This is a genomic window from Psychrobacter sp. C 20.9 (genome assembly GCF_001921765.1).
Classification (GTDB): domain Bacteria; phylum Pseudomonadota; class Gammaproteobacteria; order Pseudomonadales; family Moraxellaceae; genus Psychrobacter; species Psychrobacter piscatorii_B.
The window spans coordinates 162,650-177,101 of the sequence record NZ_MRYC01000001.1 but is presented as its reverse complement, the minus strand read 5'-3'; the positions used below and the strand labels follow the sequence as shown (position 1 = coordinate 177,101).

The window sequence follows — 14,452 nt, the reverse complement described above, 5'->3', positions numbered from 1 at the left end:
CGGCCATTTATCATAAGCGATAAAATGATGATTGACAAACCAATGGCTCACTTCATAAGCCTTATATCGGGCAGGGTTTGATGAGTGATATATTTAACAAATATGTACCTTCTTGGAACGTTATGTGTAACCTAAAAGGTAGTCAAGCGCTGAGCAGTTGGGTAAACTATCGATTATATGTTAATTAGTATAATATGCTCTAATGACTGTTAGGTTATAACTTTTATTACATACATTCTTTATTAAAAAATCCTTTGTTATCGGTGGCTTGTGGGCCAGCTCGTTAATATTCTTTTAAGATCAATCTAAAAGTGTGAGTAAATTATCTATGTGGAATCATAACCTTCAGACTCTTCTAGTCGGTACGATAATGGCAGTTAGTGTGACGCTTGGCGGCTGTGATAGCACCAAAGAGGATGCTCAAAATCCAGAGACAAACGCTGAGAGCAGCGAGCAGGCTGTGGCTGAGGCTCCTGTAGAGAACAGCGCTGGGGATAATCCTGATCTAGATGGCGCGACCGCCCAACAAGGTACACCAGTAAGATACGATGTCTCGGCATGGAACGCTGACAAGGGCGAGCCCCTTGGCACCGATGAGTTAGATAGTATCAAGTCAGCATTTGGTAAAGTAATAAGTACGGATGAAAATAGCCTAGACTATGCCAGTAATCCTGCCACCAAATATCGCTTTATGAAGACGGACGCGCCTTATCTAGATATTATCGACTCCGAAAAATATCTTGAGCTTGGCTGGTATTATGCCAATCCGACCGATTCTGATAAAGAAAAAGAGTTGAGCCAAGACCATGCCAAAAAAGCCTACCAACTATCGCGCCGACTGATGGGTGATGAGGGTGGCAAAATGGTCGCTGAGATGCTCAGTAACCAAATCATCAAAAACAGAGTCATTGGCGGACAGAAAGTGGAACTGGCAAAATGTGAGTTTTATAGCTGTATGCTAGTCATCAATAAATCCGCTGCCCAAACAGACAATAGCTAAGCGATGATAGACATGAGGTCACTGCCCAACAGCTGGGTATGTCTATATCCACAAGACGATATGGCAACCAGCAAAGCGGTGACACTGTCGCCAGACAACCGCGGCCTAGCATATGCGGATGGGTTTTTTACGACCATGGGTGTGATGGACGGACTCATCCTATGGGCAGACTACCATCATCAGCGGCTCATCTCCCATGCCGACGCCTTGCAGTTAGATATAGACTGCGAGGAACTACTGGCAGTATTAAAAATGTATGCCCAGCAGCTAGAGCAGGGTATGCTCAAGCTCGTGGTGACTCGCGCCGCACAAGACATTCGCGGTTATGGCTATGCATCAAGTGAATCAGGAAGCGCTTGTGAGATATGGCTAAAACCGTCTGTTATGAGAGTCTCTACGGCTGTGCAACTGTCATTACCTGACGGCAATCTAGTACCCATGCAGCCGAATGCCTCAGCGATATGCTTATCTTCACAGATTGCCTGCCTGCCGCCATCGCTGGCAGGACTCAAAAGCTTGAGCCGCCTAGATAATGTCCTTGCCAGTGGCGAGCTACAGCGTATAAAAGCTGAACCATTAGCGGCTAACGTTACAAAGAGCCTCAGTGAAGGGCTGCTACGTGATATGAGTGGTCACTGGGTTGAAGGTACGATGAGCAATGTGTTCTATCAGTTAGCAGATGAGCCTTTATGCGAATCTGAAACGCACTCTAGTGGCCACGAAGATGTTGATAACAATCATGAAAATTATCTAACAACAGGTCAATGGTATACCCCTTCCATGGATAAATCGGGCGTTGCTGGTGTGATGCGGCAGGTGATTATTGATGCTTTGTCCGCGACAGAGTACCCAGTGGTGATACGGTCGTTATCAGATGAGGACTTGCCTAGGTTGACGCGGTTATTCTTTTGCAATGCACTGCGCGGCATCATGCCCATGACCAGTTTGACGCTATTGTCAGGTGATATTGTAGATTTTGAATCTGTTTAGTTGTTATTTCCTTTATTTAATAAACGATAGAAATGTTGTTTAAAAAACTCTTTTTTTCCTTCATGTTGTAGGTCTTCATAGCGTGCTTGGCTGAGTTGTAGATATTCAGTTTCCTGCTCAATACCAATAAAACGTCTTTCTAAGATATTACCTGCGATACCTTTTGTTGAAGATCCAGCGAAAGGGTCAAGTATCAAAGCATTTTTTTTAGTAGAGGCTAAAATCATCTGTGCCAATAATGCCAAAGGTTTTTGCGTAGGGTGCTTACCACAAGATTTTTCCCACTTAGCAATTGCTGGCAAGCGCCACACATCTTTCATTTGCTTATCGTTATTGAGTCGCTTCATCAAATCATAATCGAAATAATGTGGCACTTTAGGATGTTTTCTCGCCCAGATAATAAACTCTGTTGAATGAGTGAAAAACCGACAAGAAAAATTAGGCGGTGGATTGGTTTTTTCCCAAGTTATAACATTAAGTATTTTAAAACCAAGCTGCGGCAAAATACGACCCAGAGTAAAAATATTGTGATGTGTACCACTAACCCATAATGTCGCATTATCTGCCATTTTCTCTCGTACAGCAAAAAGCCACTCGTAGGTAAATACATAAGCATCATTGTCACTGACAAGCTTGTCCCACTGACCTTTATTGACTGACTGGACTTTACCATTTTTCACTGTCAAACCATCGTTGAATGTACTGGTCAAGAGACAGCGCTCTACTATTATCTATACGCTTATTCATTAATGTTCACAAGTACTGAGAGCTACTTTTGGTTTGAGCTAGCTACTCATTCTCTTCTACGCCAAAGATAATAAATTCAGTATCAAGCATATCATCAGGTTCTAAAATAATATCCTCGCTTCTATACATTTCTCGCGCTTTTAGTAGAGCAGTTTCACCATCTTCTGCAACCACTTCTATAAGTGCACTCATCGTTTCGATTACTTCTATTTGATAAGTATTTGAACCGCCTGTCTTTATCATAAATATCCTCAATAATTAAAGTCTCTCATATATCACTTCAGTCATTTATACCAATTAGATTAGCAAAAGCCCTCAAAAGAAGTGATCGTCTTTTGTTACGCAGACTTGTGCCATAAAGCAAATCGATCAATGATCCTTTTTCAATAGAAATTTTTAAAAGGAAAATATCGCATGCGTTCGGTATATAAAGATCAACGAATTCCGCTACAAGTTCGTAGATTGATGATATTTAATAAAGTTTGCTGTGTAGCAAAAGAAAATCCTGATGAAGTAATTCACTTACCTTGCTATTCACAGATAGCATTTAGTATTGTCTATTCTAAGAAAGATAAAAAATACACAGCGTTTGGAAGTGTGTTTAAGTATGCGCATACCCGTCAAGAAGTCATTGAACAAGGTTTAGATAAGCAGTTTCATGAAGATACTGTGATGTGTGCAATCACAACCGAAAGACAAGCTTTTACTAAAGCTTCTCGCACTCCGTTAGGGCTGTTAATGAGCTGGAATAAACAGGTAAAAAATCGAGCTTATACCTGTCTCGATGGCAATGTGAAACACTTTTTCAAAGTAAATGATGAGCTAGAGCTAGATTATCCTCCTCACAAGTTTTACGGTCGTTTGGTTGCTGCCAAAGGTTTGCCATTATGGGATGATAAGTGTTTTTAGTATAATTTTCGATAGTGACCACGGCTTACAAATTCAATGATGCCTTTATCTCGTAATACTTGTAACTGTTGGCGGACCTTATCTTTTACATGGGTGTTTTCAGGATGTTTGAGCTGCAACTCATCAGCGAAACCATAAACCTGCTTTAGCGAAAAGTGAGTATCAAGCCTATCGATACATTGCCAGACATCGAGTGTCCAACCGCGTGAAGCCATAGATTGTTTGCGTAAAAATAAAGTCTTTTGGAACTGTTGGGTGACATTTTCACGCGGTATAACTTGTTGGTCTTTGACCAAAAACACTTTGCCTGATTCGGGTACTTGGCGTAAGTCAATATTGCAACCAACCCAACCTGCTCGTTTTGCCGTCACTGATAAGGGTTTACGCTTAACAATAATATCGGGTGTAAAGAAATGCTTGGGAATAATTAGAAAATTGTTGACGGTGTATTCTTTTGAGTAGGTTAAAAAGAAGAAGCTGGGATTGTCCTTACTATTGATACGCTCAATCATCGTCTTATAAGCACCATCATTGACAACATTGCTTAACTTAGCTTTTTTACTTTTTAGCTCATATTGCTCATTACAATGCGCGCAGTAAAAATCAGCAACAGGTTGACCGTTAGCAAATTCAGTCAAAGGCTGCTCGCTACAATTAGGACAGTAACCATTTTCTGTTACCCATGTTTCACTGAGAACACGAATAATCTGTGATTTAGAGTGATAGTTTTTGGCGAGTCTTTGGTCAAAATATAGATTCATAATAGAGTGTCAGCATCGATGGACAGTGATAAAAATACCAGTAAAAGGTGGGAATGTTGAGCCATATAAATCAGTGTATAGACCAAGTTAATGCATAAGCTAAGCAAATACCATTGAAAATCGTACGGTTCAGTGCTAAATTCTAGCAAACATCTGCCTCGCGAGTTGCCATGAGCAAGCCCACACCCAATACACCACCTGAACGTCCCAATGAGTCGCCATCGAATAAGCAAGATGGCACAGTCGAGGAGCGTGTAGACACCACGCTACCGGACGCGCAACCAGTGGTAGATAGGGTGCAAGACACGCCAGCAACCAACGTCTCGCTGATCAGTGGCAACAGCAAACCGCGTCAATATAAAGTCAACAATCCCTCGTTTTTTATGCAGCGCGGTTATCAGGTATTGCTGGTGCTAGGGCTCATTGCTGCATTTTTCTTAATCATGGTTTATCAGACCTTGTTTGGTCGTATCGAACAGCCACAGCAAATGGTCACGATTGAGCAAGGTCAGACGTATTATGGCCTATTGCCGCAGTGGCAAAATCAGATTCCGCTATTTTCGGCCAGCGTAGCCAAGCTATATATCAAGTCGCAAGTCGATGCGCCTTTGCATGCAGGCATTTATCAATTACCTGAGAACCCAACCATTGCTGAGGCATTGCAAATATTAGAGCAGGGCGCAAAAGCAGCTATGGTAAAGGTGCAAATCATCGAAGGCAAAACCTCAAAAGACCTTTATCAAGCCCTGCGTGACAATAACAATATCGAAAAAGAAGTGCTGACCGCCGACAGTGATAATGCCAGCATTGCACAAGCGTTAGATTTGGCTGGTATATTGCCAGATAGCGTGACCAACAGCAGCGATCCTATCGTCAATCATAATCTTGAAGGGTGGTTTGCGCCCGATACCTATTATTATGGTGAAGGGACGAGCGATAAAAAAGTGCTCACGGACCTATATAAACGCCAGCAAAAAGCGCTGACTGATGCGTGGGAAAATCGCGCGCCTGACCTACCTTATAATAGCCCTTACGAAGCACTAGTAATGGCATCTATCATCGAAAAAGAAACCAGCGTACCAGAAGAGCGTCCGCTAGTCTCTGCCGTATTTAGAAATCGCTTGGTTAAAAATATGCGTATGCAGACCGATCCGACCATCATTTATGGTATGGGTAGCCGTTATGATGGTAATATCCGCCGCAAAGACATCGATGAAAAAACGTCTTATAATACCTATCAGATTGATGGCTTACCGCCAACGCCAATCGCGCTGCCATCTGCCGCATCTATCGAAGCCACCTTGCATCCTGCCGATAGCGACGCCCTTTACTTTGTGGCAACAGGTAACGGCGGACACAAATTTACCAATAGCTTGGCTGAGCACAACCAAGCGGTAAAAGACTATCTGAGCGTCATGCGCGAGAAAAAATCTCAAACACCGCCGCAATAAAGCACTTCTTTATCTCTTATAAAACTTATCGTTTATTAAGCGCTATAATCTAACGATAGCGCTCACCGATGACATAAGGTCATATCATGTCAGTATCTATACAGACCAACGCGCCATCCGTACAAACGAGTACAGCATCGTCCACGCTACCGGAATCAAATGCTTCACAAACGACGACCGCACCTATTGTAGGGCGGTTTATTAGTTTTGAAGGAACGGAAGGCGTCGGGAAAACCACGGCGATTGTGCAGCTATGCTTGCAACTAGAGAAAAATGGTATTCAATACCTTCGTACTCGCGAGCCGGGTGGTAGTCCGTTTGCTGAGCGACTGCGCGATATATTGCTAGACCCTGCGACTGAAATTGAGGATGATACAGAGCTTTTATTATTGTTTGCGGCGCGCTGTGATCATATGCAGCAAGTCATCCTGCCTGCGCTACAACGTGGCACATGGGTTATTTGTGACAGGTTTACGGACTCTACTATTGCGTATCAAGGGTTTGGACGCGGACATGGCGATCAAGTGATGCTGACCAAAATTGAGACGCTGATCGAGCAGTTTGTGACCCAATTACCTGAGCTGACTTTATGGCTTGATTTACCTGTAGCAGAAGGCATGGCACGCGCCAATAAGCGCAGCGCAGCAGATCGCTTTGAGCAGCAGGCAATGGCGTTTTTTACTTGGGTACATACCGGTTTTAGTCAACTTGCAAGCTCGCATCCTGAGCGCATACAGCGTATCGATGCGTCAGGCAGTACTGATGAGGTGAGCACGCGGATATGGCAGGCAGTCGTAGACAGATTTGATGTTGAATAATCATATTTGAGTGATCATTTTTATCTTGTAAGTAGATTTAATAATCAAGCGGATATGATAAAGGTAAAAAGCCCCAGCATGTCGCTGGGGCTTTTTATTGATGACAGTTTGTTATTTAACCGATTATGACGTTAGCAGGTAAATAACGATAGAGTTTATTTATCACTATTTTTGTCATTCAGCTCACTCTGCTCGGCTTCTTTCTCAACTGCGATAGAAGCGTCGGTGTCAGTTTTGGCAGTCGAATGAGTAGCACTGTCTTGACCAGAGTCAGGAAGACGATTGGGATCAAGCGCTCCTTTTTTGTTTTTAGGCGCGTTACCATTACCGTTAGTATTACTATTACTAGACGGCTTAGTCTTTGAGGTCGCAGTCGAGTTTGCTGACATCACACCTGTGTTCGCTGTGTTGGTAGCCTCTGCTTTTGGTGCTACTGCCTTATCATCGGCCGCGACTGTCGCAGTATTGGACTTATCTATGGCGCTGTTCGCATTAGGGGCACTGTCGACGCTTTGCTCAGTATTTTGAGCCGTATTAGTTGGTGCCTCTGGCGCTGGTTTTTGTAGGTTATCGCCGCCCAGCTCTTTTTCTTTACGCTTTTCAGGCGCTTTTGAGCTGGACTCAAAATTGGCATCGGCGACCATACGCGCTTGCTCTTGTTTTGGTGTTACGTCCACTGGTTTTGGCTGTACTTCATCATCCACGACCAGTGAGATAAGCTTGCGATCACGCGGCACCGTACCGTCGAACTTATCAGTAATGACGTGCAGCTTGCCTTCTTTGTCTATGGTATATAGCGGCACAAACTGCTTGTTATCCGCTTTATACTGCTCAAAGCTATAGCTGTCAGTGATGTTGGTGATTTTGATGCGCGCTTTTTTGGACAGCATACTAGCAAGCTTGGTATATGTCACATCTTTGCCAAACAGCCACTGTGAATGGAAATTTGACTGCTTATCGTCGCGCTCACTTTTGACTTTTTCATCACTGAACTTGAGACGATATAGTTTACGCTCGCCAAATTCATGACGATAATGAATCTCAGACAAGGTATTCATCTCTTTGTCCATACTCATGGCAAACAGACGACCGATACCGATCAGATCAAGATGGTGATCAGCATGATCAGAGATTGGGTTGCCAAAGTAAGTACGCAGTCCGCTCATGCGTGCGCGCGCGATATTGGTATAGTTATTATGGGCGACGATGACGTCAAAGCCCTGCTCTTTAAGAGAGGTAGCGATGAGTAGGGCAATCGGGTTTGAGCCGACGATAAGAATACCGTTGGTCTCAGGCTCACGTACGCCCAGCAAGTTGCCGACCACCTTTGCGCCCAGACCCTGAATCATTACCGTGCCAATGATGACCATAAATACCAATGGTACAAGCAGCTCAACGCCTTGAATATCATACTCTTGCAAACGAATCGCAAACAGGGATGAGATAGCAGCAGCGACGATACCGCGAGGGCCAATCCAGCTGATCATCAGCTTTTCATTGGTTTTTAGGTTGGAGCCGATAGAGGACGCCCAGACCGACAGTGGACGCGCCACAAACATAACGATGGCAAGGAGCACCAGACCTGCAAATCCTACGCTTAACAAACTTGCCAGCTCTACACGAGCGGCCAAAATAATAAATAGCACAGAGATCAGCAGAACGGTTAAAGACTCATTGAACTCTAGAATCGTCTCGCGTGGGAATTTTGGCCAGTTTGCCAAAGCCACACCCAGTACGGTCACAGTCAATAATCCTGATTCATGCTCCAAGTGATTTGATACCGAAAACAAGACCAAGACGAATGCCAGGGTAAAAACATTGCGCAAAAACTCAGGCACCATATGACGACGCATGAGGAAAGCCAGCAACCAAGCGCCTGCCATACCAAGGGCGGTTGCCAATACGACAATTTTGGCAAATAGTAAGATACTACTGGCTTCACCGCCTGAGATGATATATTCATAGACCAATACCACGGCAATTGCGCCGATTGGGTCAATGATAATACCTTCCCATTTTAGGATATTAGAGATGGTTTTATTGGGGCGCACGCTACGCAACAGCGGCATAATGACCGTCGGACCGGTCACGCAAACCAGCGCACCAAACAGGAGTGCAATCAATGGATCGACATCAAATAATAAATAAGTCGATAGCGCCACGATAGCGATGGTGATGAGTACACCAATCGAGACCAGCATTTGCACGACAGTACCATGCTGCTTGATCTCATCAAACTCTAGCGTTAGCGAGCCCTCAAATAGAATAATTGCCACGCCCAAAGAGATAAAGGGGAACATCAGCTCACCTAATACCAAATCAGGGTCAAACACCCCCAGGACTGGTCCGATGATAATGCCAATGAGCAATAAAAATAAAATGGACGGTTGCTTCAAATACCAAGCCAGCCATTGGGCGGCAATGCCAATCCCAACCACGCCGGATAGCAATAGGGCGGTATCCATAAATTAATCCTTTTGTAATCTTGTCATATTTTATATCTATCCATAGCTGCTATAAGATAGTCGCTACCGTTCGTTTATGATCAATTGTTATCATTACTGATTGTATCTGGGTCATCACATTGATAGCCATCATGAATCGCAACATGAGCTTGAGATGATATATACACTATAAAGTAGCAAGGGCAAAAGCATTCTTAGACAAATAACAGTGGTCTAAAAGTGCAAAAGATGGAAAACAGGGATGATGATAGCCAGCTTGATAAACGAGTAGTCGATAGCATTTTTACTAATTGACTTTTGTTTGTTTTATGATTTGTTTTGCTTGCTATCATAACATGATTTGATTCATATATATGTATATAGAGCCTGCCACGATATCAGCGCGCAGCCACAAAATTGTACAAAGTCAGTATTAAATAACCATGCCTTGGGTTATCCTGCATTATGGAAATAATGGCAAGATAACGTTTTGTCCATCATACAGTAGCTACGTTGGTCATGCACGCCGCCAAAACAACAATAATATGACGTCAATCATAGACCGTATATTGGCGCTGAGGGTTTATGTTTACTAAAGCCAAAAACCCTGATTTTGATTAAAATAAATATAAAAACGGGGCTGATATGATCGTTACTATATCAGCCTAGCGATAAAACATATATGAAATCGATGCATAGCACGAATACCATCGTGTAATATGAGTATAACGATATAGTCAATCCTAAATAAAACAGATACATTATATATCAAGGTGGAACTGGTCTAAATTTTCCTTGCGTGCTGTGCCTACGCAGACAGAGGCTGCGAAAAATTTATCCCAGTCCCACTGTATCGTTTTTATACTGAATTCACTATATAAGCAAATATAAGAACGCTGACCAATAACGATTGGGGTTATGTGCGTCAAGCAAGACGTTATCGAGTACCATCATCTAATTACCAACAATAATAATGACCATTCATATGGAGGACAATATGCCTATCAATATGTTTAAATCACGAACCACTGTCGATATGCGACTTTGGTTACAGCGCAGTGCGCTGGCGCTCGCTGTGAGTACGGCGATGGTGGCTAGTATTAACGTCACCACAATGAGCAATGCACATGCGGCTGTAACCACGGCTGATTTCTCTGGCCTAGTTCAACAAGTGACACCCGCAGTGGCGCGCGTCAACGTCACCAAGACAGTCAGTGAGGCTGAGCTTGCTAAGGCGCAAACGGCTGAAGTGTTGCGGCAGTTTTTTGGCGATCGGGTGCGCATTCCTGATCGAGCAGTCACGCCAGCGATAGAGCATGCTTATGGTACGGGCTTTTTTGTCACATCTAGCGGCTACATGCTGACCAATCATCACGTCATCGAGGGCGCTGACAAAATCACCGTCACACTTAATGATAGAACCGAGCTTGATGCAACCTTGATTGGTAGCGACGAGCGCTCAGATGTGGCTGTACTAAAAGTTGAAGGCACTCAGTTCCCCGCGCTACCGATTGGCGACTCAAACAGCTTAAAAGTAGGGGAGCCCGTACTAGCCATTGGTTCACCATTTGGTTTTGATTATTCAGCCTCCGCTGGCATCGTCAGTGCCAAATCACGCAGCTTCTCACGCGAAACCAGTGTGCCATTTATTCAAACCGATGTGGCGCTGAACCCTGGTAACTCAGGTGGCCCTCTATTTAATCAGCGCGGCGAAGTGATTGGTATCAACTCGCGTATCTTTAGTGGGACGGGCGGCTACATGGGACTATCGTTCTCTATCCCGATTGACGCTGCTATGGATATCTATGAGCAATTAAAGACCAGTGGTGAAGTCGCTCGCGCATATTTGGGTATCTATCCCCAAGATATTGACCGCAATCTGGCCGAAGCTTATAAATTGGATAAACCACAAGGCGCTTTGCTGACCCGCGTTTCTCCAGACTCGCCAGCACAAAAAGCAGGTCTAAAACCTGGTGACATTATCTTGCAGTACAATAATGTACAAATCATGCGAGCATCCGACTTATTGAATCTGCTCAACCGAGCAAAGCCAAGCGATCCATTTCGCGCACAGATTCAGCGCAATGGTAAGCAGATGATCATTAGCGGTAAACTCGCTTATGCACCTAATGATGTCAGAGCCCAAAGTGGGGATCAGCAAAGTGATGATGTCCAACTGGGCCTACGTTTGCGCGATTTGACCAAAGATGAACAAGCAGAGATTGCTACAGACAATAAAACGGGGGTGTTGGTCACCACGGTTGATCCGACAGGGTTAGCCGCGCGCTCGGGGATCTTAGCAGGTGATGTCATTACCAATTTTCACCAAAAGCCTATTAAAAAGGTAACGGATTTCTCTGACGCCATCTCATCCCTACCCAAAAAGGGCGTTGTGACCATAGAGGTCATCCGCCAAGGTATCCCTGCTATTATTGGTCTGCGTATTGAATAGATAAAACCATAAGGAAGTGATTTGGACAGCAGCATACCGAAAAGCACCGAAAAGTATAATTGCTCATCATAAATACCGCTCGCTATAAGAGATACGCAAACGGATATTGCATCAGTCTGCAAATAATGTATTTAAATATTCATCAGCAGCGGTATAGGCACGCGAGGCCTGCCTTTTCGCTTATATCGTCCCACCATCGATGTGTTGACGATTCGTTAACATTAATCAAAAGACTTATCAGTGCTGATTCATTACGCTAAACTAGCTATTAAGTTCAGCGTGTATTTATTGATAAAGCTCTGAGCTTATATTTATGGTTTTTGGTAATACAAAAGCCTCTTTTCGACCTTTGATTTATGATTGCAGCATCAATTGATTGATAGCGGTCAAATCAAAATATGCTACACTAGCAGGCGTTTTTACTATTATATGGCGCAACAGGTATTTGCGGTAACTGGCATCGATAATGCCAATACTCACTTTAATACGCAGTAATTTATAATGTAAACGTTATGATAATAAATAAAATTTCAGCATTAACATCAAGCAAGGGTTGGTCATTAGCGTTTATCAACGTATATAAATTTTTGGCACTTGCAAACGACCTATCATGTGACAGCTTTGATAAAAGCTAGGATAATACAGTAAGGCACGGTTATGAGCACAGCATACGACGAGATCAAAACCCGATTACAAGGCTCAATGGTAGCCTTGGTAACGCCCATGCACCCTGACGGTACAGTTGATTATAAACGTCTGGCTGACCTCATAGACTGGCAAATCGAGCAGGGCACGCATTGCCTCGTTGCTGTCGGCACCACTGGCGAGTCGGCAACCCTATCGATGCAAGAGCATAGCGATGTCATTCGCTATTTTGTCCAGCATGTTAAAGGTCGCGTACCAGTCATCGCAGGTACTGGTGCAAACAACACCATAGAAGCGATTAAACTGACTCAAGACGCAGCAGATGCTGGTGCAGATTGTGCGTTGTTGGTTGCTCCTTATTATAATAAGCCGCCACAAGAAGGCTTGTTTCAGCATTATCAAGCCATTGCTAAAGCCGTCAATATTCCTCAGATGCTCTATAATGTACCGGGTCGCACGGTCGTCGATATTGCCCAAGAGACAGTCGAACGTCTTGCTGATATCGACAATATCGTTGCTATCAAAGATGCGACAGGCTCTGTTGGTCGCGGTGAGCAATTGATTAAAGCTGTTGGTGACAGAATGGTCGTATTGTCTGGTGATGATGGTACAGCGCTTGATCTACTAAAAGTAGGTGGTAAAGGCAATATCTCGGTGACTGCCAACGTGGCGCCAAAAGCCATGAGCGAGACTTTCGCTGCTGGCTTGCGTGGTGATTTTGAAACGGCTAGTCAGATTCATGACGTAGTCAAACATCTACATCGTGACTTATTCATCGAGTCAAGTCCTATTCCTGCTAAGTATGCGCTACATAAAATGGGCATGATCGATAAAGGGATACGCTTACCACTCGTTTGGTTGGCAGAGCAACATCATGCGACTATTGATGAAGCGTTGGTTCGAGCAAACATACTATAACCTGATCTTCAGCGATTTAAGACTTGTTGCTTGACGATTAATATTCAAGAGAGCAACAAGTCAACTTATCATGATGAGTCAATCGCCTAAATGAGCAATAACTGCTAACTCAGAGAGACAACATGATGACAATATCATCAAAAACAGTATCATCAAAAACGACAAAACTACTTCCTGCAATGCTGACTTTGGTTTTGGGTAGTACGTTGGTATTGAGCGGCTGCCAAGCGACCAAGAGCTTGCTTGGAAAGCGCGACAATGGCAGCTTAGACTATCAACAAAGCAAAAAGCTTGCACCGATAGAGCTGCCGGCTGCTCAAGAAACAGCGCCTTTCGTGCCTTTGTACCCAACACCGAATGTGGGCGCGAACACGCTTAAATTACAAAACGAGTCAGGTAAGCAGTATCAGTTGCCAAAGCCTCAGCGTGCTGTTAGTAGCCCTTCAAACTAATTTCTTTCTTCATTTGTACCGCCGATTTTTATGATTATTGATTAAAATAATATCGATATTGTAATAAGAGTCAGCGGTCGCTGCGCGTTTTTACCACATAAGCTTGAACGAACAGGAACCCCCATAATGCAAAAGCAACAACTGCTGTATAAAGGCAAAGCCAAATCTGTCTACGAAACAGAAGACAATGATCTTCTGATTTTACACTTCCGTGATGATACCTCAGCGCTTGATGGTAAGCGTATCGAACAATTGGCACGTAAAGGCGTGGTGAATAACCGCTTTAATGCTTTTATCATGCAAAAATTGTCTGATGCTGGCATCGAGACGCATTTTGAAAAGCAATTGTCTGACGACGAAGTATTGGTCAAGCGCTTGGATATGATTCCTGTAGAGTGCGTGGTGCGTAACTTTGCCGCTGGTAGTTTGGTACGTCGTTTGGGCTTAGAAGAAGGGCAGGCATTGACGCCGCCAACGTATGAGCTGTTTTATAAAGATGATGCGCTAGGTGATCCGATGGTCAATGAGTCGCTCTCTGTATCTCTTGGCTGGGCGACCAAAGAGCAATTGGCTAAAATGGAAGAGCTGACCTATCAAGTCAACGATGTACTCAAAGCATTGTTTGATGCGGGTGATTTGATTTTAGTTGATTTCAAACTAGAGTTTGGCGTATTCCATGACCGTATCGTATTGGGTGATGAGTTCTCACCAGATGGCTGCCGTATCTGGGACAAGAACACCAAGAAAAAACTAGATAAAGACCGTTTCCGTCAGTCACTAGGTGATGTGATCGAAGCTTATGAAGAAGTGGCTGACCGTATTGGTGTGCCATTAAAATAAGCATTCGATAGGTAGTATAAAATAA

13 protein-coding genes are annotated in these 14,452 nt (G+C 43.8%); 9 read left to right on the top strand and 4 right to left on the bottom strand.

Annotation, left to right across the window (positions count from 1 at the left end; translation table 11 throughout):
- The first annotated feature begins 370 nt into the window (after window positions 1-370).
- A complete protein-coding gene (locus BTW00_RS00795) occupies window positions 371-1,000 on the top strand; it encodes a hypothetical protein (protein WP_256713942.1) in 630 nt (209 codons plus the stop codon).
- A 12-nt stretch (window positions 1,001-1,012) separates the two neighbouring features.
- Window positions 1,013-1,990 (top strand): aminotransferase class IV, encoded by a 978-nt coding sequence (locus BTW00_RS00790; RefSeq protein WP_075105795.1) that lies wholly within the window; start codon window positions 1,013-1,015, stop codon window positions 1,988-1,990.
- Here BTW00_RS00790 and BTW00_RS00785 read toward each other — a convergent pair.
- Window positions 1,987-2,670, bottom strand: coding sequence for a site-specific DNA-methyltransferase (locus tag BTW00_RS00785; protein ID WP_075105794.1), 684 nt, complete (start codon window positions 2,668-2,670; stop codon window positions 1,987-1,989). The genes BTW00_RS00790 and BTW00_RS00785 overlap by 4 nt on opposite strands.
- Window positions 2,671-2,779: 109 nt before the next feature.
- The gene (locus BTW00_RS00780; RefSeq protein ID WP_058024875.1) at window positions 2,780-2,980 is read right to left on the bottom strand and encodes a DpnD/PcfM family protein; all 201 of its coding nucleotides are present in this window, start codon (window positions 2,978-2,980) and stop codon (window positions 2,780-2,782) included.
- A gap of 171 nt (window positions 2,981-3,151) precedes the next feature.
- Here BTW00_RS00780 and BTW00_RS00775 point away from each other — a divergent pair, with 171 nt between their 5' ends.
- A complete protein-coding gene (locus BTW00_RS00775) occupies window positions 3,152-3,646 on the top strand; it encodes a hypothetical protein (protein ID WP_075105793.1) in 495 nt (164 codons plus the stop codon).
- Here the strand turns inward: BTW00_RS00775 and BTW00_RS00770 are convergent.
- Window positions 3,643-4,407 carry a DpnI domain-containing protein gene (locus tag BTW00_RS00770; RefSeq protein ID WP_075105792.1) on the bottom strand — a complete coding sequence of 255 codons (765 nt, stop codon included), beginning with the start codon at window positions 4,405-4,407 and terminating at the stop codon, window positions 3,643-3,645. The two genes, BTW00_RS00775 and BTW00_RS00770, sit on opposite strands and share 4 nt — an antisense overlap.
- Before the next feature lie 170 nt (window positions 4,408-4,577).
- Here BTW00_RS00770 and mltG point away from each other — a divergent pair, with 170 nt between their 5' ends.
- Window positions 4,578-5,858, top strand: a complete 1,281-nt coding sequence (gene mltG / locus BTW00_RS00765; protein ID WP_075105791.1) for an endolytic transglycosylase MltG — start codon at window positions 4,578-4,580, stop codon at window positions 5,856-5,858.
- A gap of 185 nt (window positions 5,859-6,043) precedes the next feature.
- The gene (gene tmk / locus BTW00_RS00760) at window positions 6,044-6,676 is read left to right on the top strand and encodes a dTMP kinase (protein ID WP_075105903.1); all 633 of its coding nucleotides are present in this window, start codon (window positions 6,044-6,046) and stop codon (window positions 6,674-6,676) included.
- A 155-nt stretch (window positions 6,677-6,831) separates the two neighbouring features.
- On the opposite strand, the gene BTW00_RS00755 is transcribed toward tmk, so the two are convergent.
- Complete coding sequence (locus tag BTW00_RS00755; protein WP_075105790.1) at window positions 6,832-9,141, bottom strand: cation:proton antiporter; 2,310 nt, start codon at window positions 9,139-9,141, stop codon at window positions 6,832-6,834.
- Between the two features lie 1,015 nt (window positions 9,142-10,156).
- Here BTW00_RS00755 and BTW00_RS00750 point away from each other — a divergent pair.
- From BTW00_RS00750 to purC, 4 genes are all read left to right on the top strand, one after another.
- Window positions 10,157-11,572, top strand: a complete 1,416-nt coding sequence (locus BTW00_RS00750; protein WP_371915053.1) for a Do family serine endopeptidase — start codon at window positions 10,157-10,159, stop codon at window positions 11,570-11,572.
- A gap of 657 nt (window positions 11,573-12,229) precedes the next feature.
- On the top strand, window positions 12,230-13,135 hold the full coding sequence (gene dapA, locus BTW00_RS00745) for a 4-hydroxy-tetrahydrodipicolinate synthase (RefSeq protein ID WP_075105788.1): 906 nt from the start codon (window positions 12,230-12,232) through the stop codon (window positions 13,133-13,135).
- Window positions 13,136-13,257: 122 nt separating this feature from the next.
- Window positions 13,258-13,587: a hypothetical protein gene (locus BTW00_RS00740; protein WP_256713941.1), complete on the top strand. Its 330-nt coding sequence runs from the start codon at window positions 13,258-13,260 to the stop codon at window positions 13,585-13,587.
- A 126-nt stretch (window positions 13,588-13,713) separates the two neighbouring features.
- Window positions 13,714-14,427, top strand: coding sequence for a phosphoribosylaminoimidazolesuccinocarboxamide synthase (gene purC, locus BTW00_RS00735; RefSeq protein ID WP_057757995.1), 714 nt, complete (start codon window positions 13,714-13,716; stop codon window positions 14,425-14,427).
- The last annotated feature ends 25 nt before the right edge of the window (window positions 14,428-14,452 follow it).

Coding starts and splice junctions, on each gene's coding strand:
- BTW00_RS00795 (WP_256713942.1), top strand. CDS start 371: ATGGCAGTTAGTGTGACGCTTGGCGGCTGTGATAGCACCAAAGAGGAT.
- BTW00_RS00790 (WP_075105795.1), top strand. CDS start 1,013: ATGAGGTCACTGCCCAACAGCTGGGTATGTCTATATCCACAAGACGAT.
- BTW00_RS00780 (WP_058024875.1), bottom strand. CDS start 2,980: ATGATAAAGACAGGCGGTTCAAATACTTATCAAATAGAAGTAATCGAA.
- BTW00_RS00775 (WP_075105793.1), top strand. CDS start 3,152: ATGCGTTCGGTATATAAAGATCAACGAATTCCGCTACAAGTTCGTAGA.
- BTW00_RS00770 (WP_075105792.1), bottom strand. CDS start 4,407: ATGAATCTATATTTTGACCAAAGACTCGCCAAAAACTATCACTCTAAA.
- mltG (WP_075105791.1), top strand. CDS start 4,578: ATGAGCAAGCCCACACCCAATACACCACCTGAACGTCCCAATGAGTCG.
- BTW00_RS00755 (WP_075105790.1), bottom strand. CDS start 9,141: ATGGATACCGCCCTATTGCTATCCGGCGTGGTTGGGATTGGCATTGCC.
- BTW00_RS00750 (WP_371915053.1), top strand. CDS start 10,157: ATGCGACTTTGGTTACAGCGCAGTGCGCTGGCGCTCGCTGTGAGTACG.
- dapA (WP_075105788.1), top strand. CDS start 12,230: ATGAGCACAGCATACGACGAGATCAAAACCCGATTACAAGGCTCAATG.
- BTW00_RS00740 (WP_256713941.1), top strand. CDS start 13,258: ATGATGACAATATCATCAAAAACAGTATCATCAAAAACGACAAAACTA.
- purC (WP_057757995.1), top strand. CDS start 13,714: ATGCAAAAGCAACAACTGCTGTATAAAGGCAAAGCCAAATCTGTCTAC.